The sequence below is a fragment of the Solibacillus sp. iso_87 genome (genome assembly GCF_056173085.1).
This window is the reverse complement of sequence record NZ_CM149656.1, coordinates 1,365,754-1,388,454: the sequence shown is the minus strand read 5'-3', so window position 1 is coordinate 1,388,454 and position 22,701 is coordinate 1,365,754. Positions and strand designations below refer to the sequence as shown.

26 protein-coding genes are annotated in these 22,701 nt (G+C 39.1%); all 26 read right to left on the bottom strand.

What is annotated here, in order from left to right:
* Positions 1-2: 2 nt before the first annotated feature.
* Complete coding sequence (aroB, locus tag AC0VXV_RS06830; RefSeq protein ID WP_475530870.1) at positions 3-1,088, bottom strand: 3-dehydroquinate synthase; 1,086 nt, start codon at positions 1,086-1,088, stop codon at positions 3-5.
* A gap of 1 nt (position 1,089) precedes the next feature.
* Entirely contained in the window at positions 1,090-2,271 is a 1,182-nt protein-coding gene (aroC, locus tag AC0VXV_RS06825) for a chorismate synthase (RefSeq protein ID WP_475530869.1), read from the bottom strand.
* A gap of 265 nt (positions 2,272-2,536) precedes the next feature.
* Positions 2,537-3,307, bottom strand: coding sequence for a CheR family methyltransferase (locus AC0VXV_RS06820; protein WP_475530868.1), 771 nt, complete (start codon positions 3,305-3,307; stop codon positions 2,537-2,539).
* 80 nt (positions 3,308-3,387) lie between these two features.
* Positions 3,388-3,627 carry a hypothetical protein gene (locus tag AC0VXV_RS06815; RefSeq protein WP_475530867.1) on the bottom strand — a complete coding sequence of 80 codons (240 nt, stop codon included), beginning with the start codon at positions 3,625-3,627 and terminating at the stop codon, positions 3,388-3,390.
* 21 nt (positions 3,628-3,648) lie between these two features.
* On the bottom strand, positions 3,649-3,870 hold the full coding sequence (locus AC0VXV_RS06810; protein ID WP_008404913.1) for a hypothetical protein: 222 nt from the start codon (positions 3,868-3,870) through the stop codon (positions 3,649-3,651).
* A gap of 39 nt (positions 3,871-3,909) precedes the next feature.
* Positions 3,910-4,125, bottom strand: a complete 216-nt coding sequence (locus AC0VXV_RS06805; RefSeq protein WP_008404914.1) for a hypothetical protein — start codon at positions 4,123-4,125, stop codon at positions 3,910-3,912.
* A gap of 156 nt (positions 4,126-4,281) precedes the next feature.
* Positions 4,282-4,701 (bottom strand): nucleoside-diphosphate kinase, encoded by a 420-nt coding sequence (gene ndk, locus AC0VXV_RS06800; RefSeq protein ID WP_008404915.1) that lies wholly within the window; start codon positions 4,699-4,701, stop codon positions 4,282-4,284.
* A 291-nt stretch (positions 4,702-4,992) separates the two neighbouring features.
* Positions 4,993-5,967 (bottom strand): heptaprenyl diphosphate synthase component II, encoded by a 975-nt coding sequence (gene hepT, locus AC0VXV_RS06795; protein WP_079525855.1) that lies wholly within the window; start codon positions 5,965-5,967, stop codon positions 4,993-4,995.
* A 22-nt stretch (positions 5,968-5,989) separates the two neighbouring features.
* Complete coding sequence (locus AC0VXV_RS06790) at positions 5,990-6,691, bottom strand: demethylmenaquinone methyltransferase (protein WP_475530866.1); 702 nt, start codon at positions 6,689-6,691, stop codon at positions 5,990-5,992.
* Between the two features lie 25 nt (positions 6,692-6,716).
* Positions 6,717-7,457, bottom strand: a complete 741-nt coding sequence (locus tag AC0VXV_RS06785) for a heptaprenyl diphosphate synthase component 1 (protein WP_475530865.1) — start codon at positions 7,455-7,457, stop codon at positions 6,717-6,719.
* 69 nt (positions 7,458-7,526) lie between these two features.
* Positions 7,527-7,742, bottom strand: a complete 216-nt coding sequence (gene mtrB, locus AC0VXV_RS06780; RefSeq protein ID WP_008404919.1) for a trp RNA-binding attenuation protein MtrB — start codon at positions 7,740-7,742, stop codon at positions 7,527-7,529.
* Between the two features lie 55 nt (positions 7,743-7,797).
* A complete protein-coding gene (gene folE / locus AC0VXV_RS06775) occupies positions 7,798-8,367 on the bottom strand; it encodes a GTP cyclohydrolase I FolE (RefSeq protein ID WP_475530864.1) in 570 nt (189 codons plus the stop codon).
* A gap of 360 nt (positions 8,368-8,727) precedes the next feature.
* Positions 8,728-9,000 (bottom strand): HU family DNA-binding protein, encoded by a 273-nt coding sequence (locus tag AC0VXV_RS06770; RefSeq protein ID WP_004232618.1) that lies wholly within the window; start codon positions 8,998-9,000, stop codon positions 8,728-8,730.
* A 199-nt stretch (positions 9,001-9,199) separates the two neighbouring features.
* A complete protein-coding gene (spoIVA, locus tag AC0VXV_RS06765) occupies positions 9,200-10,714 on the bottom strand; it encodes a stage IV sporulation protein A (RefSeq protein WP_475530863.1) in 1,515 nt (504 codons plus the stop codon).
* A 97-nt stretch (positions 10,715-10,811) separates the two neighbouring features.
* Positions 10,812-11,534, bottom strand: coding sequence for a hypothetical protein (locus AC0VXV_RS06760; RefSeq protein WP_475530862.1), 723 nt, complete (start codon positions 11,532-11,534; stop codon positions 10,812-10,814).
* A gap of 20 nt (positions 11,535-11,554) precedes the next feature.
* Positions 11,555-11,824 (bottom strand): DUF2768 domain-containing protein, encoded by a 270-nt coding sequence (locus tag AC0VXV_RS06755; RefSeq protein ID WP_475530861.1) that lies wholly within the window; start codon positions 11,822-11,824, stop codon positions 11,555-11,557.
* 144 nt (positions 11,825-11,968) lie between these two features.
* Positions 11,969-12,982, bottom strand: a complete 1,014-nt coding sequence (locus AC0VXV_RS06750; protein ID WP_475530860.1) for an NAD(P)H-dependent glycerol-3-phosphate dehydrogenase — start codon at positions 12,980-12,982, stop codon at positions 11,969-11,971.
* A gap of 113 nt (positions 12,983-13,095) precedes the next feature.
* Positions 13,096-14,406 (bottom strand): ribosome biogenesis GTPase Der, encoded by a 1,311-nt coding sequence (gene der / locus AC0VXV_RS06745; RefSeq protein WP_475530859.1) that lies wholly within the window; start codon positions 14,404-14,406, stop codon positions 13,096-13,098.
* A gap of 382 nt (positions 14,407-14,788) precedes the next feature.
* Complete coding sequence (gene rpsA / locus AC0VXV_RS06740; protein WP_475530858.1) at positions 14,789-15,931, bottom strand: 30S ribosomal protein S1; 1,143 nt, start codon at positions 15,929-15,931, stop codon at positions 14,789-14,791.
* A gap of 118 nt (positions 15,932-16,049) precedes the next feature.
* On the bottom strand, positions 16,050-16,721 hold the full coding sequence (gene cmk, locus AC0VXV_RS06735) for a (d)CMP kinase (protein ID WP_475530857.1): 672 nt from the start codon (positions 16,719-16,721) through the stop codon (positions 16,050-16,052).
* A gap of 176 nt (positions 16,722-16,897) precedes the next feature.
* On the bottom strand, positions 16,898-17,551 hold the full coding sequence (locus AC0VXV_RS06730) for a flagellar brake protein (RefSeq protein WP_475530856.1): 654 nt from the start codon (positions 17,549-17,551) through the stop codon (positions 16,898-16,900).
* 108 nt (positions 17,552-17,659) lie between these two features.
* Entirely contained in the window at positions 17,660-18,943 is a 1,284-nt protein-coding gene (locus AC0VXV_RS06725) for a PepSY1/2 domain-containing protein (RefSeq protein ID WP_475530855.1), read from the bottom strand.
* A 13-nt stretch (positions 18,944-18,956) separates the two neighbouring features.
* Positions 18,957-19,745, bottom strand: coding sequence for a spore cortex-lytic enzyme (gene sleB, locus AC0VXV_RS06720; protein ID WP_475530854.1), 789 nt, complete (start codon positions 19,743-19,745; stop codon positions 18,957-18,959).
* A 162-nt stretch (positions 19,746-19,907) separates the two neighbouring features.
* On the bottom strand, positions 19,908-20,582 hold the full coding sequence (gene prsW, locus AC0VXV_RS06715) for a glutamic-type intramembrane protease PrsW (RefSeq protein ID WP_475531409.1): 675 nt from the start codon (positions 20,580-20,582) through the stop codon (positions 19,908-19,910).
* Positions 20,583-20,710: 128 nt separating this feature from the next.
* Positions 20,711-21,676 carry an asparaginase gene (locus AC0VXV_RS06710; RefSeq protein WP_475530853.1) on the bottom strand — a complete coding sequence of 322 codons (966 nt, stop codon included), beginning with the start codon at positions 21,674-21,676 and terminating at the stop codon, positions 20,711-20,713.
* A 12-nt stretch (positions 21,677-21,688) separates the two neighbouring features.
* On the bottom strand, positions 21,689-22,654 hold the full coding sequence (locus AC0VXV_RS06705; RefSeq protein WP_475530852.1) for a YpdA family putative bacillithiol disulfide reductase: 966 nt from the start codon (positions 22,652-22,654) through the stop codon (positions 21,689-21,691).
* Positions 22,655-22,701: the final 47 nt, after the last annotated feature.

Below are 22,701 nucleotides of genomic sequence, written 5' to 3'. Positions count from 1 at the left end.
TGCTACACCTCCGCTAATAATGCTCTTAGTTGACGATCAATTTCTCTGCATTGTTCAAGTTCAACTTTTTGGACAAATGGTTGTCCGATTGTTTCAAGCAGCACGAACTGCAATTGTCCGTAGTCGGCTTTTTTATCTTTAAGTAAATATTCAATCAGTTGATCAAATGTAAACTCATGAACCGCTTCAAACGGATAGCCGTTTTCCATTGCAAAATGTAAAAAGCGCTTTGTAAACTGGTGATTGACTTTACCGTATTTTTCGCTTAATAGAAGTGAATAAATAAGGCCAATCATCACAGCTTCACCATGTGCTACACGTCCATAGCCTGCAGCTGCTTCAATCGCATGCCCGTATGTATGGCCTAAGTTAAGATACTTTCTGACGGACTGTTCTGTTTCATCCTGCTCAACAATCGTTGCTTTTACTTGAATGCCATGCGCCAAATAATTCGCCAACAGATCGTCCGGTAGTTCCGTTACATGATCTCCTTCGAGCAGCTCTTCCACCCATTGTGCATCGGAAATTAAAGCATGCTTAATCACTTCTGCCATCCCTGAACGCACTTCTTTTTCGGATAAACTATGTAAAAATGCTGTATCGAAAATTACGGCTTCCGGCTGGTAAAAAGCACCGATCATATTTTTTCCTAGTTCGTGATTGATGGCAGTCTTTCCGCCAACAGCTGAATCATGCGCCAAAATTGTTGTCGGCACTTGAATGAACGAAATGCCTCGCATATAAGTGGCTGCAACAAATCCGGCCAAATCACCGACTGCACCACCGCCAAATGCAATAATGAGCGATTTTCTTGTACACTTTTGCTTAAGTAAATATGTTTGCACGTCATTATAGTTTTCAAAGCTTTTACACTTTTCCCCTGCCGGCATAACATGTACTTCGAAAGTATATGGGAAGTTCGCTTCAAAATAGCTATGCTGTGCTGTCCAAACATTTTCATCTGTCAATACGATGATTTTATCTGCTTTTGTAAGCAAATCATTCTGTGCTGTTAATGCATCAAGTAATATACCTTTCCCAATCGTTACAGCATACGAGTGTGAAGGAGTTCGAACCGAAATCTCCATATTAATACTCCTTCGTGTACTGACGCATTTCATCTAACTGCGCCTTTAATTGTGGCAATTGATCACTATGGAACTGCTCAACAATTGCGTTTGCAATTTCCCAGGCAATAACATGTTCGGCAACGATTGATGCTGCAGGTACTGCACAGCTGTCAGAACGCTCCACACTTGCTTTAAACGGCTCCTTTGTTTCAATGTCAACACTTTGTAACGGCTTATATAGTGTTGGAATTGGCTTCATCACACCGCGAACGACAATCGGCATTCCTGTCGTCATGCCACCTTCCAAACCGCCTAAACGATTTGTTGCGCGCGTATAGCCCTTTTCTTCATCCCATAAAATTTCATCATGGACTTCTGAACCTTTTTTACGCGCCATTTCAAAACCGATACCAAACTCAACGCCTTTAAATGCATTGATGCTCAGCATTGCAGATGCCAGTTTCGCATCCAATTTGCGGTCATAATGCACATAAGATCCGATACCCGCTGGCAAACCTTCTACGATGACTTCTACGATACCCCCGATTGAGTCCCCAGCTTGCTTTGCTTCATCAATTGCTGTAACCATTTTTGCTGAAGCTTCAGGATCGATACAGTAACACGGATCGTTTTCAATGATTGCACGGATTTCATCTACTGTTTTACCTTCCAACAAACTACTGTCTGCTTTAATCCCTACGATTTCCGTAACATGAGAAACAATCGAAATTCCAAGTTCGTTTAACAATGCTTTTGCAACAGAACCAACTGCCACACGCACTGTCGTTTCACGTGCACTTGAACGCTCCAGAACGTTACGCAAATCACGGTGACCGTATTTCATCCCTCCGACTAAATCGGCATGACCTGGACGTGGACGTGAGATTTGACGTTTAATTTCAGATGGATCGATATCTTCCGGCAACTCTGCCGCACCCATAATTTTTGTCCAATGCTTCCAGTCATCATTTGTAACGACTAATGCGACTGGTGAGCCTAAGGTTTTTCCGTGACGAACTCCTGATACAATTTCCACTGTATCTGTTTCGATTTGCATGCGACGACCACGACCGTGACCACCTTGACGACGTTTTAAATCATAATTTATTTTTTCTGCTGTTACTGGAAGTAAAGAAGGCAACCCCTCGATAATTGTTGTTAATTGTGGTCCGTGTGACTCACCTGCTGTTAAATAACGCATTAAACACTTTCTCCCTTCAACTCGCTAAAGTATGTATTTTTCACTATAACATATTTCAAATTAAATAACAGTACTGTTTCCGCCATACGAAGAGCTATTTTAGAATATTCTGAACGTTCCAACTAGAAAACGACACATTTATCAGTAAAAAGAAACAAAAATGCGCTTTTCGCTCTATTATCCGAAAAGCGCATTCATATATAGCTTTTTAAAGTATATCTCAACTTAAGCTTCTACGTTCTACAGAGCATCTAATATTGTACTATTATTTTTTACGGTAAAAAAATGTATCTTCGACTTCAAAATCATATTTTGCAGGATTAAATATCTGCTCAGTTGATCCAACAAACAAAATGCCGCCTGGACGCAATGCTTTACTGAAGTTTGAATAGATCTGATCCTTCGCTTCTTCGGTAAAATAGATCATAACATTCCGGCAAACAATCAGATCAAAATTCGATTCATAAGGATCCCTAAGTAAATTATGTTTTTTAAAATTTACCGTGCGCTTAATCTCATCTTTTACTTTGTAAAATTGGCCTTCTTGAACGAAGTACTTTGACTGAACTGGATTTGGCACTTCTGCAAGAGACCGTTCCGGGTATAGGCCCAACTTCGCTTTTTGGAGAACATTTTCATCCAAATCCGTTGCCAGTATATTTACTTGAGATAAAGGTAAATGATGGGACAATACCATTGCTAAACTGTATGGCTCTTCTCCAGTTGAACAAGCCGCACTCCATATTTTCGGGCGTTTGTTAGATTGAAGCAGTAAAGGGAAAATTTTATTTTGTAATACTTCCCACCGTTTTCCGTTCCGGTAAAACTCAGATACGTTTATCGTCATGCGATCCAAAAATTCATTCATCAGTTCGCGGTCTTTCTCCAATGCACTATAAAAATCCACAAAGTTCCGATATCCCTTTTTTTCATATAATGATGTTAACCGACGTTTCATTTGCGCTTCTTTATATAGAGCTAAATCAATGCCCGTTTTGCGCTTAATGCCATCAATAAATTGTACATAATCTGACATTATTCATCTTTCCCCTCATCTAACGTATGCCTATTATAGCTGAAAATTCCAGAACCCGAAACAGATTTCGTCCATAAACGTTAATCAATGTGTCTTTCCAGCAAAAGTTGTTTCGATTGTTCAAGTTCAAGCTTCATCTTTTCCGTCTCGGAATGGTAGCTCTGCAAGCGAATCTGTTCTAGCTCGGTCTCTTTCTCCAACATTCTGATTTGCAGTTTCATACTCGATCTTCTGTGTGCTGTCAGTATTGCGGTTAATGCGATCGTAGCACCTGAACCAAAAATAATGCACAAAATAATAATATCTTCCATACGTTTCATTACGCTCCTCTAATTATTATTTTACTTGTCTGATCTATCTGTTAATTGTGTTTCAAGCAATAATTGCTTTGTCTGTTCCAATTCAAGCTGCATCTTCGCTGTTTCTTTATCATAAGTTTCGAGTCTTAGTTTCTCAAGCTTGATTTCTTTATCAAGGCGTTTTAGTTCAATGTTTTTATTTTTCGTATACGTATCTGTTAAAATCCCTACTACAGCGATTATTGTAATCATTGCCCAGAACATGGATGTCACCCCTTATGAATAGTTAAATTAGTAGAATAATTACTTTTGATTATGCTCCAACAATATTTGTTTTGAATGTTCCAATTCCAGTCGCATTTTTTCTGTTTCTTTATCATAATTTTCAAGACGTAATTGTTCCAGCTCAATTTCTTTCGTTAATTTATTTACTTCGATCCGTTTACTTTCATTGCGTGCATCGGTGATTACTGCAATCGCCCCTACTGCCATAACTGAAATAACGGCCAAAACCCACATATACATCCCCCTAATTTCAATCAGTAGTTTTTATACGTATGTATTCCAAAAATAGTTTCATTATTCCGATTTATTATACCATTAATAGTCCGTGTTTTTCCTGTTCCATATAAAAAAAGCTACCCCTTAAAAGTGATAGCTTTTCTGTAAGTATAATTATTCAGCGATTCCTTCTGGGAACCATAAACCGATTTCACGCTCAGCAGAAGCTAAAGAGTCAGAGCCGTGGATTACGTTGTGTGATAAAGTTACAGCGTAGTCACCGCGGATTGTACCAGGTGCTGATTCTTCTGGCTTTGTAGCACCCATCATGATACGAGATAATTGGATAACGTTTTCGCCTTCCCAAACCATACCGAATACTGGGCCTGAAGTGATGAAGTCTACTAATTCACCGAAGAAAGGACGCTCAGCGTGCTCTGCATAGTGTTTTTCAGCTAAATCACGAGTTGGTACCATTAATTTTGCTCCGCGCATTACGAAACCGCGACGTTCAAAACGGTCAACGATATCTCCGATTACTTGACGTTCTACGCCATCTGGTTTAACCATTAAAAATGTTTTTTCGATTGCCATTATAAACACTCCTTAAATTTGAGTAAAAGGTTTTACACCTACCGATAAATATTACCAAAATCCTACTCATACTGCAACAAATATTAGATTTGCCCATAAATTGACACGTCTCATAACATAGAGTTGATTTCCATTGCGGGTCGGACGCTTTCCGCTGGCGTGGCCTGAGCCTGTAGTCTCAGGCGTCACGCTATTCCCGCTGGAGTCACCTCCCCTACATTCCAATCAACTTGCCTTAACATTAAATTCTGCATCCTTATCTTATGATAATTCTATCATTTGGCTAAATTTTCAAGATTTTCTCTTACCCATAAACAGCGCAATATCACGCAATTTTTTCTTCATTGGGTGCTTCGGCAATGCCTCGATCTCTTTTAAAGCCTTTTTTAAATATAAATTACTAATATGGGTTGCTTCTTTTATTGCTTCCGAATTCCGAACTAGTGCCAGCATACTTTGGCGCTCTTCTTCCGTTAATCCTGCTTCTGCCACTTTCGTCAAATAAGGGGCAAGCTGCGGATCGTCTTTCATCAACAATATCGGCAATGTGACATTCCCGTTCATTAAATCACTGCCAGCCGGTTTCCCGAGCTGTTTGTCTGTCGCTGTAAAATCTAATATATCATCTACTATTTGAAAGCTCATCCCTACAAAATAACCGTAGCGCTTTAAATGCCTTGCTGTTTTTTCATCGGCACCACTTACGACTGCTCCAAGTTCACAACTCGATTCAATCAGTAAAGCTGTTTTACGTTTAATACGTCGGAAGTAATCTTTCAAACTTTGATCTAAACGAAACTTATCCTCAATTTGAATGACTTCACCATTTACTAGCTCAACCATTGTTTTTGCTAATATTTGATGGGCTCTTGGATTTTCTATGCTTGTTACATATTGTAATGCACGTGCAAATATAAAATTACCTGTATACATCGCCACACGATTGTTCCACTGTGCTTTCACCGTCTCCCGGCCACGGCGCATATCCGAATTGTCAATTACATCATCATGCACCAATGAACCCATATGAATTAACTCTAGGGGGACGGCAATGTTTTTCATTCGGTCAATATTATAGTCACCAAACTTGGCACTTAGTAACGTAAATACTGGTCGAATACGTTTTCCACCAGCTTGCAGTAGATGGACTGAGGCATCATTCAATAAGTGTGAAGATGAATTCAACGCTTGTTCCAATTCGTTTTCGATGACTTCTATATCTGATTTAATATCGGCATATAGCATTTTGATTTTCATCTTTTCCACGCGTCAAAACCTACTCCCACTTTTATTTCTTCTTAAAACCCATGTGCATAGCTGCTGCCCCGCCGCTATATGGTTTATATGTGACATTCTCATATCCGGCTTCCCGGAACATTTGCGCTAACTTTTTCATGCCAGGAAAATCATTCGCGGACTTTTGCAGCCAAGAATATTCTTTATAGCTTTTCGCAAAAATCTTTCCGAACAGCGGCATAATATGATTAAAGTAAAAACGGAAAAGTTGGCGATATACCGGTATTTCGGATTGAGAAGTTTCCAGACATACAACCATTCCGCCTGGTTTAACGACACGATTCATTTCACGCAAAACTTTCATATAATCCGGTACATTTCGTAAGCCAAAGCCAATTGTTACATAATCAAATGTATTATCTTCAAATGGTAGTTCCATTGCATTTCCGTGAATCAGTTCAATATTCGGGATATTTTCGGTTTTCTGCTTACCGACTTTCAGCATATTTTCACTGAAATCAAGCCCTTTTACTTCCCCTTCTTCACCGACTGCCTTCGATAAAGCGATAGTCCAATCAGCTGTACCGCAGCATACGTCAAGGCATTTCGAACCTTTTTTTACTGCCATACGCTTCATCGTATCTTCACGCCATCCAACATGCATTTGGAAACTAATGACCGAGTTCATTTTATCGTAGCTCTCTGAAATGCTTTCAAACACTTCATGAACATGTTGTTCTTTCGATTTCGCCATTTTTTTCAAGACCTTTCTAAATTCACTAAAAAGTGATGTATTGCTCAATGGAATGTTTTAATTCATCTGTTAAATCAATATTCGTCAAGTGTTCTTTCAATTGTCGCTCCATGTCATGTAAATGATCTTGGAAGGCTTCAATAATTGAATCCATCATAGTCAAATCAGCTGCAAACGCCATATTTAAAAAACTTGGCTGCCCCTTTTTCAATAAATCCAGCTCTTTTTTCAAACGAATATATGTTAACGTTTGCTGCATCAGTTCTGTATAGGATGTGAAACCGTATACATCATAATATTGGGCAATCAATTCACTTTCAATCGTCATTAAACTCTCAATCCACTGTTCAAGTGACCGTTTTTGGTCTTCGTAAATACGGATTTGATGCTCACAGCGCTTTACGATTCCTTCCGATAACTTATGGATTAAGAAAATATTGCCTGTTTGTGCGAGTAACTGATAATACCGACCACTATAATAATCACCGGAAAGGACAAGCAGCTGCTGTTCTTTACTCGTCGCTTCCACTTCCTTCACTTTTTCGTGCTCTGTCAGTGAAGCGTGTACAATCCCGACTGTGACCGCACTTATTTGATGTTCGTCAGTCATAAGAGCGCCATTTAAAAAAGGGAGCTGAATGAAAAACAGCTGTTCTTCCTCTAATGTCGGTTGTCCAACATTTTGAAGTAATGCTCTATGATGAACATGCTGAAGAATATTAGATTTTAGCGTCTGAACCGATTGTGTAATAGATGTTGCATTCATAGAAATTACTCCATTTCAATGTTATAAAGCATAAGTACGATTTTATATTTATGTGAGAATTACGATATGCTACTTTTTACTTTGTACCGTACCATGTGCAGAGTGAATTTTAGCTTTTCCGCGAATTTTCATGGCCGATGTATGTTCAGTAAATTGGGCGATCATAACTTCACCAGCATCCAGCTTTTCTGAATGGTGGAATTTTGTATCTGTCCCGCGTGTTAAACCAATAACATGTACACCATCTTCTTCTGCTTCGATAATAATATACTCTGATTGTCCCATTATACAATCTCCCCACGTGTTAATTTCTTTGTCTATAATACCATAATTGTTATTATTATTTCATTTGGATGAATGTATTCACTTCATTGCGCTTTACATCATCCTGTTCATAAATACCTCGAGCAACAGCTGTAACTGTTTTAGAACCCGGTTTTTTTAATCCGCGCATCGTCATACACATATGTTCCGCCTCCACGACAACATATACTCCTTTAGGATTCAGCATTTCCATAATTGTATTCGCTACAGTTGATGTAATGCGTTCCTGAAGTTGTGGCCGGCGCGCTACTGATTCGAGGCAGCGCCCAAGTTTGCTTAATCCGGCAACTTTTCCGTCTTTAGGTATGTAGGCGATATGGGCTGTTCCGTAAAAAGGTACTAAGTGATGTTCACACATTGAATAAAATGGAATATCTTTCACTAAAACTAGTTCTTCGTGATCTTCATGGAATACCGTACTGAAATAATCACGCGGATCTTCTTGTAAGCCGCTGAACATTTCCGCATACATTTTTGAAACACGTTTTGGTGTATCCAGTAATCCTTCACGTTCAACATCTTCCCCAACTGCTTCCAAAATCATCTTTACTGCTTCTTCTATCTTTTTTAAATCGACATTTGACATGAAACAAATTCCTCCTACAAACCAAAACGTTTATTATGTATAAATCTATATCTAATTAATTTTTATTCTATATTAAATTTTTCGCTAGTTGATAATACCTTAGCAAAAAAGGTTAAATGCACTCTTGAATCGTAGCACATAAAGCTCATAAGTTCAAAACAGTTATACTATTTTTAGCATAGTTAGGTAAAAACAACTGAAATGAACAAAAGCGCTAAAGCGCCCGACGCAAAAGTAAACGCTTCACCACTTTTGCACGAGGGACCTAATGGTGCGAGGAGCTGGCGCTTGAGCCTAGACGTAAAAAAGAGCAGCTCTCAGTTAGACTGAGAGCTGCTCTATGTACCTCGAGAAACTGAATTATTTTACAGCGTCCTTAAGTGCTTTACCTGGCTTGAAAGCAGGTACTTTAGAAGCAGCAATTTCGATTTCCTTACCCGTTTGTGGGTTACGACCTTTACGTGCTGCACGCTCACGAACTTCAAAGTTACCAAAACCGATTAATTGTACTTTGTCACCCTTTGCAAGAGCATCTTGAATTGTATCAAATACAGCTTCAACTGCTTTAGAAGCGTCTTTTTTAGAAAGACCTGCAGCTTCAGCAACAGAGTTTACTAATTCTGTTTTATTCACACCATTCACCTCCTCTCAAAGGGTCATGAATCTAAATCCTGTAAAAAGATTAACATACAGAAAACCGCGACGCAACTGAATTCCTTCATGTTTTGTATATATTTCAACATTTTTTGAAAAAAACCTAAAATTACAGGACAATTCACCTATAAAAGTGAACGGCCCTGTAATCGTAGGTACTTCCTATTCAATTAGTATATTAGATAATGAACGTGATTAAACCTCTTTCGCCTTCGTTTATTAATCTTTCCAGCATGAGGCGCATTCTGTTTTTCGCGTGTGACGGAACACTTTTCATTTTGAAACGGATACTTTCCGTCAGCACTTCATGAAGCGGTGTCCCAAACAATTGCGTTTGCCATAATGCTTGACGGTCAAATTCATACGCATGCTGCAAGTCTTTCAGCAAGTGCTGACTGTGGAATTCAGATCCGATCAATGGCGAGAATTCAGCTTCCATATCAATTCGGATAATATGATAAGAAGGGGCTTTCGCCTTCATACGCACACCATAGAAATTGTTTTGCTCGATCAGCTCCGGCTCGCTCGGATCAAATTCATCCATCGCAGGCAGTGTGACACCATAGCCGTGTTCCTTCGCTTGTTCAATCGCATCACGGAATCTTCGCTGCGCCGCTTTTGCCTCTGAAGCCTCCTTAATAAATAAGAGCCACTCTTTTTTGGTATCGACTGGTTTTTCAAGAAACTCGGTACATGTTTCCTTATAGTAATCGTTGTGAATGTTGACACGTAATGTCGCAATCCCCTGTCCAGCATCAATATTTTCAACGGTGCAACTTTCTACAAAATCTATTTCGCGAAGCAGTTGACTTGCTGCTTCCACATCACGGATTTTCATTGCATCATCTTGCAATTGCGCCGTCGCAAATGCCAATGTTTCATTTAAATGGTGAGTATCATCTAAAACATCCAACCAATCCGGTTTTTCCACTTGAATTTCATTCACATTAAATTCAAATAACGCTTCTTGCAAAATAAGCATCACATCATTCAGCTGCATATGTTGAATGGCCGTTGGAATAACAGGAACATCATATTTTTGTGCCAGGGCATTTTGTAAATGCAGTGTTTCAGCTGAATGCGGTGTCGTACTATTGAGCACAATGACGAAAGGCTTTCCAATCTCTGTAAGCTGGTCAATAATTTGCTGCTCCGCTTTTTCTACCGCTGCTCGCGACATGCCATTTACTGTTCCGTCTGTTGTTACAACGATTCCGATATTGGCATGGTCGCGAATAACTTTGTCGGTACCGATTTTAGCAGCCTCCTGAAACGCTATCGCTTCATTATGCCAAGGTGTTTGCACAAACTTCGGTCCTGACTCATCCTCATAGCCTTTTGCACCATCAATTACATAGCCTACACAATCTACTAATCTAACCCGAAACGGTATTGCACTTTCCCCAAAGGCAACCGTAGTTCCCTGTGCTGGGACAAACTTTGGCTCAGCCGTCATAATTGTAGGTCCAGGTGAGCTTTGTGGAAGTTCATCCATCGCCCGCATACGGTCCTCGGCATTTTCGATATTAGGTAAAATCACGCCTTCCATTACCTTCTTAACAAACGTGGATTTACCTACTCTAACAGGTCCTACAACGCCGATATAAAGATCACCATTCGTACGTTCTGCCAATTGCTGAAAAATATGCTCGCTAATTGTATTGCCTCCTTTATATACCGTAATCTTCTCCATTTAGAAGTATTCATTATCAAAACACTATATGTACTGACATTTTTAAATATGAAAAAGGTGTGCAGAAAGATTTATCTTTCTGCACACCTTTTTTAATTTAATTTTCTTTTTTGGTTGGATCATACATAATGACAGGCTCATTGTTCTCATCTACCGTATACGGCAATGAGTAAGCAGGAACAACCGGGAAGTTCTCCACCAAAATTTCTCGAATGTCATCACCCGGTTCCGCTGTAATATTATTGTCTTTCATATACGTAAATAAATCGATTGAATAATCGACATACAAATCCCCTTCAGCAGATACGACAATCGGCAACTGATTGTTCGAATAAGGACTTTGTACAGTTAAATCTTCCTTATAGCCAATATTCTCAAAATTTATCGTGTAAACGTGCTCAACTATTTTATCTTTAAATTGCGGATATGTTGTTCCTTTAAAGCGGATATTAATTTCGCGAATACGTTCCGGTGTTCGTAAATCGACGAGCTTTACAGTTGGATTTTCTTCCGGATCCCAAATAATGTATTGGAAAATTCCGCCCTTCTCATAGGAATTTGCCGGCGGTGAGCCGATATATTTCGGGACAAGCTTTTCAAAATCGATTAAGTATTTAATGAAGATATCTGTATCCTGGTCACGTGTTTTAATCGGAAGGACCCCTGTATCTTCACGATATTCATTGACCGCACGCTGTACACCGGCAAGCATATCGACATCCGGCCTTAAACTGGACTGGTCAAAATTTGTTGGTGATCCGCAGCCGGTCAGCGCTAGAATGACCAACGATAAAAGAACAAACCATTTTGATGATTTCATGTTATGTATTTCCCCCTATATTAGTTCGGCCATGTAAGTACGACAAGAACCATTAACAATGTGCCGATAAAAAACATGACATAAGCTAATAATTTCAATATAAATGACAAAAACATATTATGTACCCACTTACGGACTGCTGTAATAATGAGAATTGATACTAACAGTAAACCAATCGAATAAAAAGAAATCCACATAACATCTAACGCATGCATGCTCGCTAATGGGCCACGTGCAGAATTTAAGAGTAAATTTGATAGTGGATTTATGAGCTGCAAAGTAAGTTGCACTATTAAAACCGCCTTTCTATTTATTGTTGATACCGCTAATAATTATAGCCTTTTCAGGTAAAAAAAAACAGGAGGCATACAAGTATCCCTCCTTATTTGTGACAAATTATTAAATTAATTGGAAATCCAGCAAAACATACTAGTTCAGCTCATCTCATCAATTTCGCTTTTTTTCGTACGCAGCATTAATGATTCGACTAATGCTCTCGGTTCCATATTATTAAACAGCACATCATACAACGCTGATGTTATCGGCATCGAAACATCGTATTTTTTCGAGAGCTGGTATGTAGCCTTTGTCGTACGTACACCTTCGACAACCATTCCCATCTCATCCAATACTTGTTCAAGCTTCATTCCTTTGCCGAGCATATTGCCGGCGCGCCAGTTTCGGGAATGGACACTCGTACATGTAACGATTAAATCACCCATACCTGTCAGTCCGGCAAACGTAAATGGATTCCCACCCATTTTTACACCGAGCCGCGTAATTTCAGCTAGACCGCGTGTTATCAAGGCAGCCTTTGCGTTATCACCGAAATCCAGACCATCCGTCATCCCTGCAGCCAGCGCGATGACGTTTTTAAGTGCACCGCCAATTTCAACGCCAATTACATCATCATTCGTGTAGACACGTAAATACTGATTCATAAATAAATCCTGCACTTTTTCCGCAGCCTCTAAGTTTTCGCAAGCAGCCGTTACGGTTGTCGGATGTTTTAAAACGACTTCTTCCGCGTGTGAAGGACCTGATAAAACTACGATATCACTTACTGCATCATCAGCAAGACTTTCCTTCATCAGCTCTGAAATACGCATTAATGTATCCGGTTCAATCCCTTTAGAAACATGGACAAATAATGCTCTCTCAGTTAAATAGTCCGAAATCTTGCCGCAAACTTCCCGAATTCCTTTTGTCGGTACTGCCATAACAATAGTAGAACCGTGTTTTGCAGCCTCTTCTAAATTTGAAGTCGCCTTTAAGTTACTTGGCAAAATCGTATTCGGCAAATATTTTTTATTTGTATGCTGTTCATTAATTTCAGCTGCCTGATCTCCGCGATGCGACCAAATTAGCGTATTATGACCATTTTCCGCTAAAACAATGGCCAGTGCCGTTCCCCAGGAACCTGCTCCTAAAACTACTACATTTTCCATTAAAAAACCCCCAATTTCACTTAAAGTCTGTTGAAAATTTATCCTTCAAGTCAAACCCTATTATGAACAAAAACGCTAGTTCATTTGCATAAACTAGCGCTCTTTTTATTGATTTAGTCACGAGCACGTGTAATTAGGCGTATTGGAGTTCCTTCAAAGTCGAAAGTCTCTCGAATACGGTTTTCTAAAAAGCGCTCGTATGAGAAGTGCATCATTTCCGGTTCATTTACGAATACAACAAATGTCGGCGGTTTAATCGCCACTTGTGTAGCGTAGTAAATACGTAAACGACGCCCTTTATCTGTTGGTGCCGGATTACGTGCGATCGAATCTTCAATTACTTCATTTAAAATTGATGATTGAATACGCATTGCGTGGTTTTCACTAACACGCTTGATAATCGGTAAAATATTGTGGACACGCTGTTTCGTTTTTGCTGATACGAAAATGATTGGTGCGTAATCTAAAAACAGGAAATGCTCACGAATTTGCTCTGTAAAGATATTCATCGTTTTCTCGTCTTTTTCAATCGCATCCCATTTGTTTACAACAATAATGACTGCTTTACCGGCTTCATGTGCATAGCCAGCGATTTTTTTATCCTGCTCCTGGATGCCTTCATCAGCATTCAGAACGACTAAAACAACGTCTGAGCGTTCAATTGCGCGCAGTGCACGGAGTACCGAATACTTTTCTGTTGATTCATATACTTTCCCTTTTTTACGCATACCCGCAGTATCAATGATGACATAATCTTGTCCATCATAAGAGTACGGAGAGTCAATTGCATCACGAGTCGTCCCTTGAATTTCACTTACAATAACTCGGTCCTGACCTAAAAAGGCATTCACTAGTGAAGATTTACCAACATTCGGACGTCCGATTAAAGAGAATTTAATCGTATCATCATCATATTGTTCTTCATCCGGCTGCGGAAAATGTTTGGCACACTCATCCAATAAATCCCCCAAACCTAAACCGTGTGAACCTGAAATCGGCCAAGGCTCACCGAAACCTAATGAATAGAAATCATAAATCATATGACGCATATCCGGGTTATCGATTTTATTAATTGCCAAGACAACCGGTTTTTTTGTTTTATATAAAATTTTTGCTACTTGCTCATCTGCCGCTGTAACACCTTCACGTCCATTAGTCATGAAAATAATAACGTCCGCCTCATCAATTGCAATTTCCGCTTGTTGGCGAATCTGTTCTAAAAACGGCTCGTCCCCAATTTCAATACCACCAGTGTCGATAATATTAAATTCATGTGCTAGCCAATCAGCCGAACTATAAATACGGTCACGTGTTACACCTGGGATATCTTCCACGATCGATACACGTTCTCCAACAATTCGGTTAAAAATTGTCGATTTACCTACGTTCGGACGTCCTACGATGGCGATTACTGGTTTTGTCATCTGTACTTCATCCTTCCAAACTCTTGTCTTTCCGTATTATACACGAATTTGACTATTATATCATTTTTTCACAACATTCAAAATCGATTTCGATTTATCGTCAAATTTTTCGCACGCTGTGATTTTCTAAAATAGTTGGAGATTATCTAATATAATTTTATTTGTTCTAATAAGTAGGCAGTTTTCTAATATATTTCCCAAAAGTGCTAAAATGAATGCCATTTGTTCAAATATTGCTTGCAGTTCTTCTAAATTCTCACTATCTTATTTCTAATAAACTACAAAATTGTTCAAATAAAATCACGCGCTCGAAAGACACCAACGTCACAAAAGCAAAAAACCGCCCATGTAAGCAATTCTTACATGGGCGGTTTTCGTATTATTATTTTTTGAATCCTTTTAGCTGATCACCGATAACATCGCTGAATGAGAAACCTTTATTTTCTTCAGGCAGCTCGTAATCGAAGTCCTCGTCGCTGGATGAATCTTCCTGCAATGCTTTAATGCTTAGTGCAAGGCGTTTTTCCGCTTCATTTACCTCAAGTACTTTTACTTCTACCTCTTGGCCGTCTTTTAAGACTTCATGCGGTGTCGTAATATGCTTGTGGGAAATTTGAGAAATGTGGACAAGGCCTTCTACACCTGGGAATACTTCTACAAACGCGCCGAATGTAACAAGACGTTTTACAGTACCCGTTAAGATTGCGCCTTTAGAAGCCTTTTCTTCAATGTCTGTCCACGGACCAGGCAGCGTATCTTTGATTGACAATGAAACACGCTCATTCGGAATATCGACTGAAAGCACTTTTACAGTAACAGATTGTCCTTCCTGTAATACCGTTGAAATATCTTCAACATGTTCATGCGCTACTTGTGAAATGTGGACTAATCCATCGATGCCGCCCAAATCAATGAACGCACCAAATTTCGCCAAGCGCTGAACTGTACCTTCCAGCATATCACCCTGATGGATGTTTTGAATCACTTGTTGCTTTTTCGACGCTTTTTCTTCATCTAATACTGCACGATGAGATAAAATAAGTCGGCCTTTTTCTTTATCTAACTCTGTAATTTTTAAACGTAATGTTTTGCCTTTGTAATCCTCAAAATCTTCAACAAAATAATCTTCAACGAGTGAAGCCGGAACGAAACCGCGCACGCCTAAATCGACGACAAGTCCGCCTTTCACAACATCTTTCACTTCTGCTTCGAATACTTCACCAGATTCGAATTTTGCTTTTAATTCATCCCACGCGTGCAGTGCATCTACTTTGCGTTTTGATAATACAAAATTCTCTTCTTCAACTTTCGTAATCATAAGCTCTAGCTGATCGCCAACTGAAACTATATCAGAAGCTTTTTCAATGTGTAAGCTTGAAAGTTCGCTAATAGGTATAATCCCGTCGAAAGGTGCCCCCTCGATCGAAACCGTTACTGACTTCTCTTCAACCTGTTCAGCAACACCTTTCACAATATCTCCTTCTTGAAATTTTTGGTTTGACCCTAAATTCATTTCCTCAGACATATGTAGCCCTCCTTCGCGTATTCCACTTTTATTTTATTCGATAAGTTCAACAAAGACAAAAAATAACCCTTTATTTTCAGAAATTTCCTACGTTAGCTTCATTTGTTAATAGCGTTTACTACATTTTTTGCTGCGCTAATTTCAAAATTTCCTGCGCTGCTTCATCAATTGATAAATGCGTTGTATCTAAAAATAAAGCATCTTCTGCTTGGATGAGCGGTGAAGCTTCACGTTCACTATCAAGCTTGTCCCGCAGTGCAATTTCCTTCTGTAATGATTCGATTGTTGAAGGAATACCGCGGCGTTCATTATCCAGGAAGCGTCTATGTGCACGTTCTTCAACTGTTGCAGACATGTAAATTTTAAGCTCTGCATCTTTTAGTACATGTGTTGCAATATCACGTCCATCCATGACAACCCCGCCGTCTGCAGCCAGTTTTTGCTGCATCGCTACGAGAATTTCACGAATATTCGCATGTGCAGCAACTTCTGAAACATTTGCCGTAACTTCATTTGAACGTATAGCCTGTGACACATCTTGTCCATCCACAAAAACGAGTTGTCCCTGCTCCGACGGTTTTAATGTAATCGCCGTTTGCTGCAGCATTTTTTCAATCGCTTCTGAGTCATGTAATTGTATGTTTTCTTTCATCGCTTTATACGTCACTGCCCGATACATTGCACCTGTGTCGATATATGTAAATCGGAGTGCTTCGGCTACAATTTTTGCAATGGTACTTTTCCCCGCACCTGCAGGACCATCAATTGCAATTTGAATTTTTTTCATCATAATTAACTCCCTACTTTCCGTTGCTATTGTATCATAACCGAAAAAATTTTTACCTTCTTTACGCTATATTTTTTCGAAAAATACTGCCCCTCCATACAATCCGGATAGTCTTCCATCACATTCGTTTCAGTTATTTAAAAAGGTCTAAAAAGTAAGATACTTTTTAGACCTCTCTCTTATAGTTCATTCATTTCTTTTTTGCGGATCATTACTTGTCGTTCGAAGCAGAATCGGACAATTTGCTGCTTATCATAATCATCCGTATCCGTGAAATTCAAAGATGCCATCGTCATTTCATTACGTTCGAATATGTTCACGACTCTCGCATCTGTTTCGACATAGCGAATTTCACCATTTAAAAAAGGCAGGACGACGAAAGCCTTAACTGTATTGCCGTCAGTAAAATTGACGTGTGACTTGATATGAATCAATGTTCCCCCACCGCTAATATCTTCAGCTGCAAACTGAAATTTCTGTCCGTCATGTTCTATGGCAATATCTACAGGTGTTTCCACACGAACATATTCGCGTCGCTGGATTTTAATAAATTCTTCATCAGCTGGACACGCAAGCAGTATCATCTGAACATTGCCGCCTTTACGTCCTAAAACTTCAGTATTAAAGCTGAAACTTTCTTTTTTTTCCGTACTGAATGTTGCACGGAATTGTGCGCCATCTATTAAAAATGCGATTTTTTTAGTTGCCGTATTAATTGGATAATCGATAAAAATCATATTGTCTTGTCGATCTACAACACGACATTTAAATTTTTCGACTCTTTCCGTAAAGGTTGGCTCCAGCGTTAGTTGTGTTCCAATTTTTAGTTCCATTTGCCTCTCCCCATAAGAAATTATTAATGCTTTATTATCTCATGGGAATGTAAATATAGCTATATTTTTACAATTAATTTTGCTGGACCTTACACCTGATACATGGCACTAAAACACTTTTTCGTTTTTAATTACTTCATGTGTTTCCGCATCAATTACAACACGATACGTATCCTGAGTCTTATTGTCGAGCCTTGCAATAACTTCATAACATTTACGAAGTTCCAGATTTCCATTGCCCGTATAAATTTTTTGTACTTGTTCAACACCTACATGATCAGCAAAAAATTCATCCCAATCGATCGGCACTTCGCTTTGCTCTTTAATTTTTTCTTCCTGAATATATTCCATTGCGTTGACACCTAAAATCTCCGCATTATCCTTCGCAATTTTCACTTGAATACTATCCGGGTAAATTAAAGCTTCATCATCTCCATACACTCTCGTAAACACGAGATGCCATGCTTCGTGATTTTCTCGTGATTCTGATAGCTTCACATCAGTATATCCCACTTTATTCATAAAGCTTTTTGCAGTGTTCAAAATCTCTTCATGTGAACGCGCATCCTTTTTAACCGGCCGTTCTAGCAGGAACGAAAGAAGATGACCGCCATTTTCTGTTATGTCGGCATAACCGATTTTTGAACCATGGATAAATTGTATATGATAGAACGGATATGGTGCATCATCACTGCTTTTCGTAACCGTTACAATCGAATCATCGATATTCGGGAAAAAGTTTTTAAATTTTTGTATGGCTTCGTTCTTCGTAATTTTTTTATCTTTTAAATGCTGTAATTCCCGCTTTTTCTCATAGTCCGATTCACTCGCCGTTAATGGAAAATCGGTTTCGTTATATGTTTTTAATTGTTTCGATACGTTCATAAATGGCGAATCTTTAAGATTGGTCGTATGATTCGTTGACCATTTTTTTAAATTGCCATCGTTTTCATAAAATGCAACAGTCGCAATATTCCATTCCTCTGCGAATGCATGTAAATTGGAAGCTACCGTTCCCATTTTATTGCGCCAGTTTTCGTAGTCTCCTGTAGCGGCCGCTTGTTTTGCGTTATCGCCGATTTTTCCTAAATAACGCATCCATTCATTTTGTACTTCAGCCTGGATCGGTAAATTCGCGACAGTTTTTCTTAAATCACTGCTCATCCGCCAAATGGAATCCAATTCATTATTTAAAGCTTTTTCGTCCTGAAAAAGTAAAGATTGTTCTACCGTTGTGTGCAAAACCGATAATTTTTCAGTGGCTGCCGAAAGGTCCCTTGATTGGGTAGCATAAACAGCTCGCTCCAAATCCTTATTTTGCGTAAAAAGATCAAAGGAAACAAAGGCTAGTATGACGACAAATAAACCTAATAAATATGCAAATTTTTTCATGTTTTACCCCCGCCTATAAGCAGAAAATATGCTCACCAATTTGTTTGATTTGAGGTCTAGACCAAATCCAATCACTTGTCGCTGTAACAGGATTAAAATAATACAAAGCATTCTCGGATGGGTCCCAGCCGTTAATCGCATCTAATACAGCCTGTTTGGCACGTTCATTTGGTGTAAGCCAAATCTGGCCGTCCGCAACAGCTGTGAAAGCTAACGGTTGGAAAATAATTTCAGAAATCGTATCCGGAAATTCCGGGGATTCCAGACGGTTTAAAATTACGGCTGCAACAGCAACTTGGCCTTCATACGGCTCGCCTCGTGCTTCCCCATATACTGCATTCGCTAAAATTTGCAAGTCCTGATCTGTGTAGCCTGGAGGGAGCTGCATGGAGGTTGTATCATTTGCACTTTTACCGCCATTCCCGCCTTTTTTCACCTGATTTTCTAACGCTATTCCGCCATAGTACGTGAAGCTGTTCCCTGCATTGATTTGTTTATGAACCCATGCTTTATCGAAATCCGAATTATTTTCGAGCTTTTCCTTCGTCGCTCTTCCGGCAATCCCGTCTACAGGAAGTCCGTATTGCTCCTGGAAATTACGAAGTGCCCAATACGTTCCGTAACCGAATTTCCCGTCAATTTTCCCATTATAGAAACTTAAATATTGTAATCGTGCCTGTAGCTCAATTACATCGTCACCAAATGCACCTCGCTGCACATCCTGACCTGAAAATGCAAATGTATGACTTACAAAACTACTTGATATAATGAATACGAACAAGACGATTTTTTTCACTGCCATTTCCACTCCTTTTTCAGTAGGATGGAGAAAATCGAAAAGTTTATACATTGTAAAATTGCTTTTTTATGTGTATAGAAAATATTTTCTTCACTTATTTTGAGTTTGCTAAACCGTTTTTTACATAGAAAAAGGTTTGCTACAAAAATATTTGTAACAAACCTTTTATAAATGATTGCTGCGGGATAAGTGCTCAATTAGATGTTCGTGTGCCTGCTTTACTTTGCGCAATGCAAACGTCCATAAAAACAGCATAAACGGCAGCATCGCATACATAAAGTATTCTTCTAACAATAAAATTGAATTATACATAATATGAAGTCCTACAGGGGCAAAGAGGGCAAGCGCGATGTATTTCTTCTGTATTTCGTCACTTGAAAACTTCCCTCTTCCGTAATAGTAACCCATTACTACACCGAACAGTGCATGACTCGATACCGGCAATAACGCACGCATAAAAGCTTGATCAATTCCGAATGATAATAAATAGAGGACGTTTTCCACAGTAGCAAAGCCTAATGAAACAGCTGCTCCATACAAAATACCGTCATACGGATCGTCAAACTCAATATGACGTAAAATTACTGCTAAAATAATGAGCCATTTTACGAATTCTTCTATCGAACTGGTAAATACGGCATTGATAAAAAAAGGATTCGAAAATGTCTGTTCTTCTTTAATTACGAACTGTATAAATAAAACAGGGAATGTAATAACCCCACCATATATGAAAGAATGCATTAGTGTACGCCGTGGCTCGGTATCCATCTCATTGCGTAAATAAAAGTAGCTTAAAAGGGCTAAACCCGGCGCAATCGCTGCTGATAAAAGTATAAACATCATGCCGGCTCCTTTCGATTCTCGACTCTTAATTAGTATAGCACTATTTTTTTCACAACAGTGTAGCATACCCAATATTTGTCTAGAAAATATAAAAACTCGGCTAATTTCCTGCCGAGTTTTTATGATTAATGCATAAATGTATCAAAATCGGTATTACCGTTTGCAATCATCAACAGGAGCTTCAGGCGCGCTTTCTTCGGATCAAAGTCCCCGCCCATAATGACACCGGTATCTTTCAAGTAATTCGCGCTACTGTAATAATCATATGTCGGGAAAACACGTCCCTCTTCAGTCGAAGTCGTTAATACAACTTTCGTTCCTTTTTGACAGAGCTTTTCAATCGCACCCATCATTTTCGGGGCAACTTGTCCTCGGCCGGCACCGACTAGCACCACACCTTCAACATTCGCTTCGTAGAGGGCATCCAAAATAATAGAGCTTGCTCCTAAATAGGCAAATACAATTTCAACAGCGGGATAGTTTTCTTTTGTTTCGTATACTTCTTTATGGGTTGGCTTCTGATAAATGATAACCTCATCATTATCGATAAAGCCCAGCATCCCATAGCCGATTGAACCAAAGCCGTTAATGCTTGAAGAGTGCATTTTTTTTACGTATTTGGAATGAATGATTTTTTCATTAAAAACAACGCACACCCCTATATTTTTTGCCTCTTCATTTGAAGCAACCAATAAGGAGTTACGCAGATTGGAATAAACGTCTGTTCCAATATCGCCAGGTGATTTTTGTGAACCTGTTACAATAACAGGACGTTCGTCATGAATTGTCAGCTCTAAAAAGTAGGCCGTCTCCTCTAAACTGTCCGTACCATGTGTAATGACAATTCCGCTCACCGTTTGATCTTTAAATACATTTTTGACCGTTTGATTCAGTAAATTTAAATTTTCGAATGTCATATGCATCGATGGAATCTGATATAAATCGATCAATTCAATATCCATCTCATTTTCAAGCTGACACATTGATAAAATGGCTTGACCATCAAGCTTGCCGGACTCCAGTTTATTTTTCTTATTGCGTGTACTCGCAATCGTTCCACCTGTCGTAATTAGCACTACTTTTTTCTTCACAACATTCACCCCTTATGTAGTTTGACGAGCAATTTTTTGAGCGATCATGTTCCCATGAAAGCGGCCGTTTTCTATAAAGATTTCATTAGCATTATTTCCTGCTGCAATGACACCGGCAATAAATAAATTTTCTACATTTGTTTCCATTGTTTCAGGATCAAATGTCGGTCTTCCTGTTTGTTCATCAATCTCAACGCCCATTTCACGGATGAAGCGATGATCAGGGTGATAACCGGTCATTGCAAATACGACATCATTGGCGATTGTTTGTTGTTGTCCCTCAATTTCGACAATGACTTCGTTTTCTTGGATTTCTTTTACTTCTGTATTAAAGTGCATTGTAATTTCGCCTTCTCGGACAAGACCTAAGAATTCCGGCAATACCCAAGGCTTTATGCTTGGGGAATAATCATTGCCCCGATAGATGACTGTCACATGTGCGCCTGCCTTATTGAGCTCCAATGCTGCATCGATTGCAGAGTTTTTTCCGCCGATTACAAGCACATTCAAATCGAAAAACGGGTGTCCTTCTTTAAAATAATGTTGGACTTTCGGCAAGCTTTCCCCCGGTACATTCAAATAGTTCGGATGATCGTAATAACCTGTTGCAATGACGACATACGGTGTTTCATAGCTGACTTTATCTGTCTGCACATGAAATAAACCGTCCGTCTTTTTAACACTTATTACAGTTTCAAATCGATTTACTAGAAGTTTTTTTGCCTTCACCACTTCTCGATAATAGACAAGCGCCTGATTGCGTTTCGGTTTTCGTTGCTCAATAATAAATGGCACATCACCGATTGCCAGCTTTTCACTCGTACTAAAAAAAGTCTGATGTGTCGGATAATTATAAATCGCATTGACAATATTACCTTTTTCGATAATGATTGGCGACAATCCGATATTTTGTAGTTCAATCGCTGCAGCTAATCCACAAGGACCTCCACCAACAATGATTGCTTCTACCTTTTGCATACTAACATCTCCTTATTCCAATTCCTATAAATCCTATTTCCTCATTT

Bases quoted from the DNA above. Each gene is read 5' to 3' on its own strand.
- mtrB (WP_008404919.1), bottom strand. From the start codon at position 7,742: ATGGGACAATCAGAGTATATTATTATCGAAGCAGAAGAAGATGGTGTA.
- spoIVA (WP_475530863.1), bottom strand. From the start codon at position 10,714: ATGGAGAAGATTACGGTATATAAAGGAGGCAATACAATTAGCGAGCAT.
- AC0VXV_RS06760 (WP_475530862.1), bottom strand. From the start codon at position 11,534: ATGAAATCATCAAAATGGTTTGTTCTTTTATCGTTGGTCATTCTAGCG.
- AC0VXV_RS06810 (WP_008404913.1), bottom strand. From the start codon at position 3,870: ATGTTCTGGGCAATGATTACAATAATCGCTGTAGTAGGGATTTTAACA.
- AC0VXV_RS06705 (WP_475530852.1), bottom strand. From the start codon at position 22,654: ATGCAAAAGGTAGAAGCAATCATTGTTGGTGGAGGTCCTTGTGGATTA.
- aroB (WP_475530870.1), bottom strand. From the start codon at position 1,088: ATGGAGATTTCGGTTCGAACTCCTTCACACTCGTATGCTGTAACGATT.
- folE (WP_475530864.1), bottom strand. From the start codon at position 8,367: ATGTCAAATGTCGATTTAAAAAAGATAGAAGAAGCAGTAAAGATGATT.
- AC0VXV_RS06725 (WP_475530855.1), bottom strand. From the start codon at position 18,943: ATGAAAAAATTTGCATATTTATTAGGTTTATTTGTCGTCATACTAGCC.
- AC0VXV_RS06750 (WP_475530860.1), bottom strand. From the start codon at position 12,982: ATGGAAAATGTAGTAGTTTTAGGAGCAGGTTCCTGGGGAACGGCACTG.
- prsW (WP_475531409.1), bottom strand. From the start codon at position 20,582: ATGTTTATACTTTTATCAGCAGCGATTGCGCCGGGTTTAGCCCTTTTA.
- cmk (WP_475530857.1), bottom strand. From the start codon at position 16,721: ATGATGAAAAAAATTCAAATTGCAATTGATGGTCCTGCAGGTGCGGGG.
- AC0VXV_RS06785 (WP_475530865.1), bottom strand. From the start codon at position 7,457: ATGAATGCAACATCTATTACACAATCGGTTCAGACGCTAAAATCTAAT.
- der (WP_475530859.1), bottom strand. From the start codon at position 14,406: ATGACAAAACCAGTAATCGCCATCGTAGGACGTCCGAACGTAGGTAAA.
- AC0VXV_RS06790 (WP_475530866.1), bottom strand. From the start codon at position 6,691: ATGGCGAAATCGAAAGAACAACATGTTCATGAAGTGTTTGAAAGCATT.
- sleB (WP_475530854.1), bottom strand. From the start codon at position 19,745: ATGGCAGTGAAAAAAATCGTCTTGTTCGTATTCATTATATCAAGTAGT.
- ndk (WP_008404915.1), bottom strand. From the start codon at position 4,701: ATGGCAATCGAAAAAACATTTTTAATGGTTAAACCAGATGGCGTAGAA.
- aroC (WP_475530869.1), bottom strand. From the start codon at position 2,271: ATGCGTTATTTAACAGCAGGTGAGTCACACGGACCACAATTAACAACA.
- AC0VXV_RS06820 (WP_475530868.1), bottom strand. From the start codon at position 3,307: ATGTCAGATTATGTACAATTTATTGATGGCATTAAGCGCAAAACGGGC.
- AC0VXV_RS06730 (WP_475530856.1), bottom strand. From the start codon at position 17,551: ATGGAACTAAAAATTGGAACACAACTAACGCTGGAGCCAACCTTTACG.
- rpsA (WP_475530858.1), bottom strand. From the start codon at position 15,931: ATGTCTGAGGAAATGAATTTAGGGTCAAACCAAAAATTTCAAGAAGGA.
- AC0VXV_RS06805 (WP_008404914.1), bottom strand. From the start codon at position 4,125: ATGTGGGTTTTGGCCGTTATTTCAGTTATGGCAGTAGGGGCGATTGCA.
- AC0VXV_RS06815 (WP_475530867.1), bottom strand. From the start codon at position 3,627: ATGAAACGTATGGAAGATATTATTATTTTGTGCATTATTTTTGGTTCA.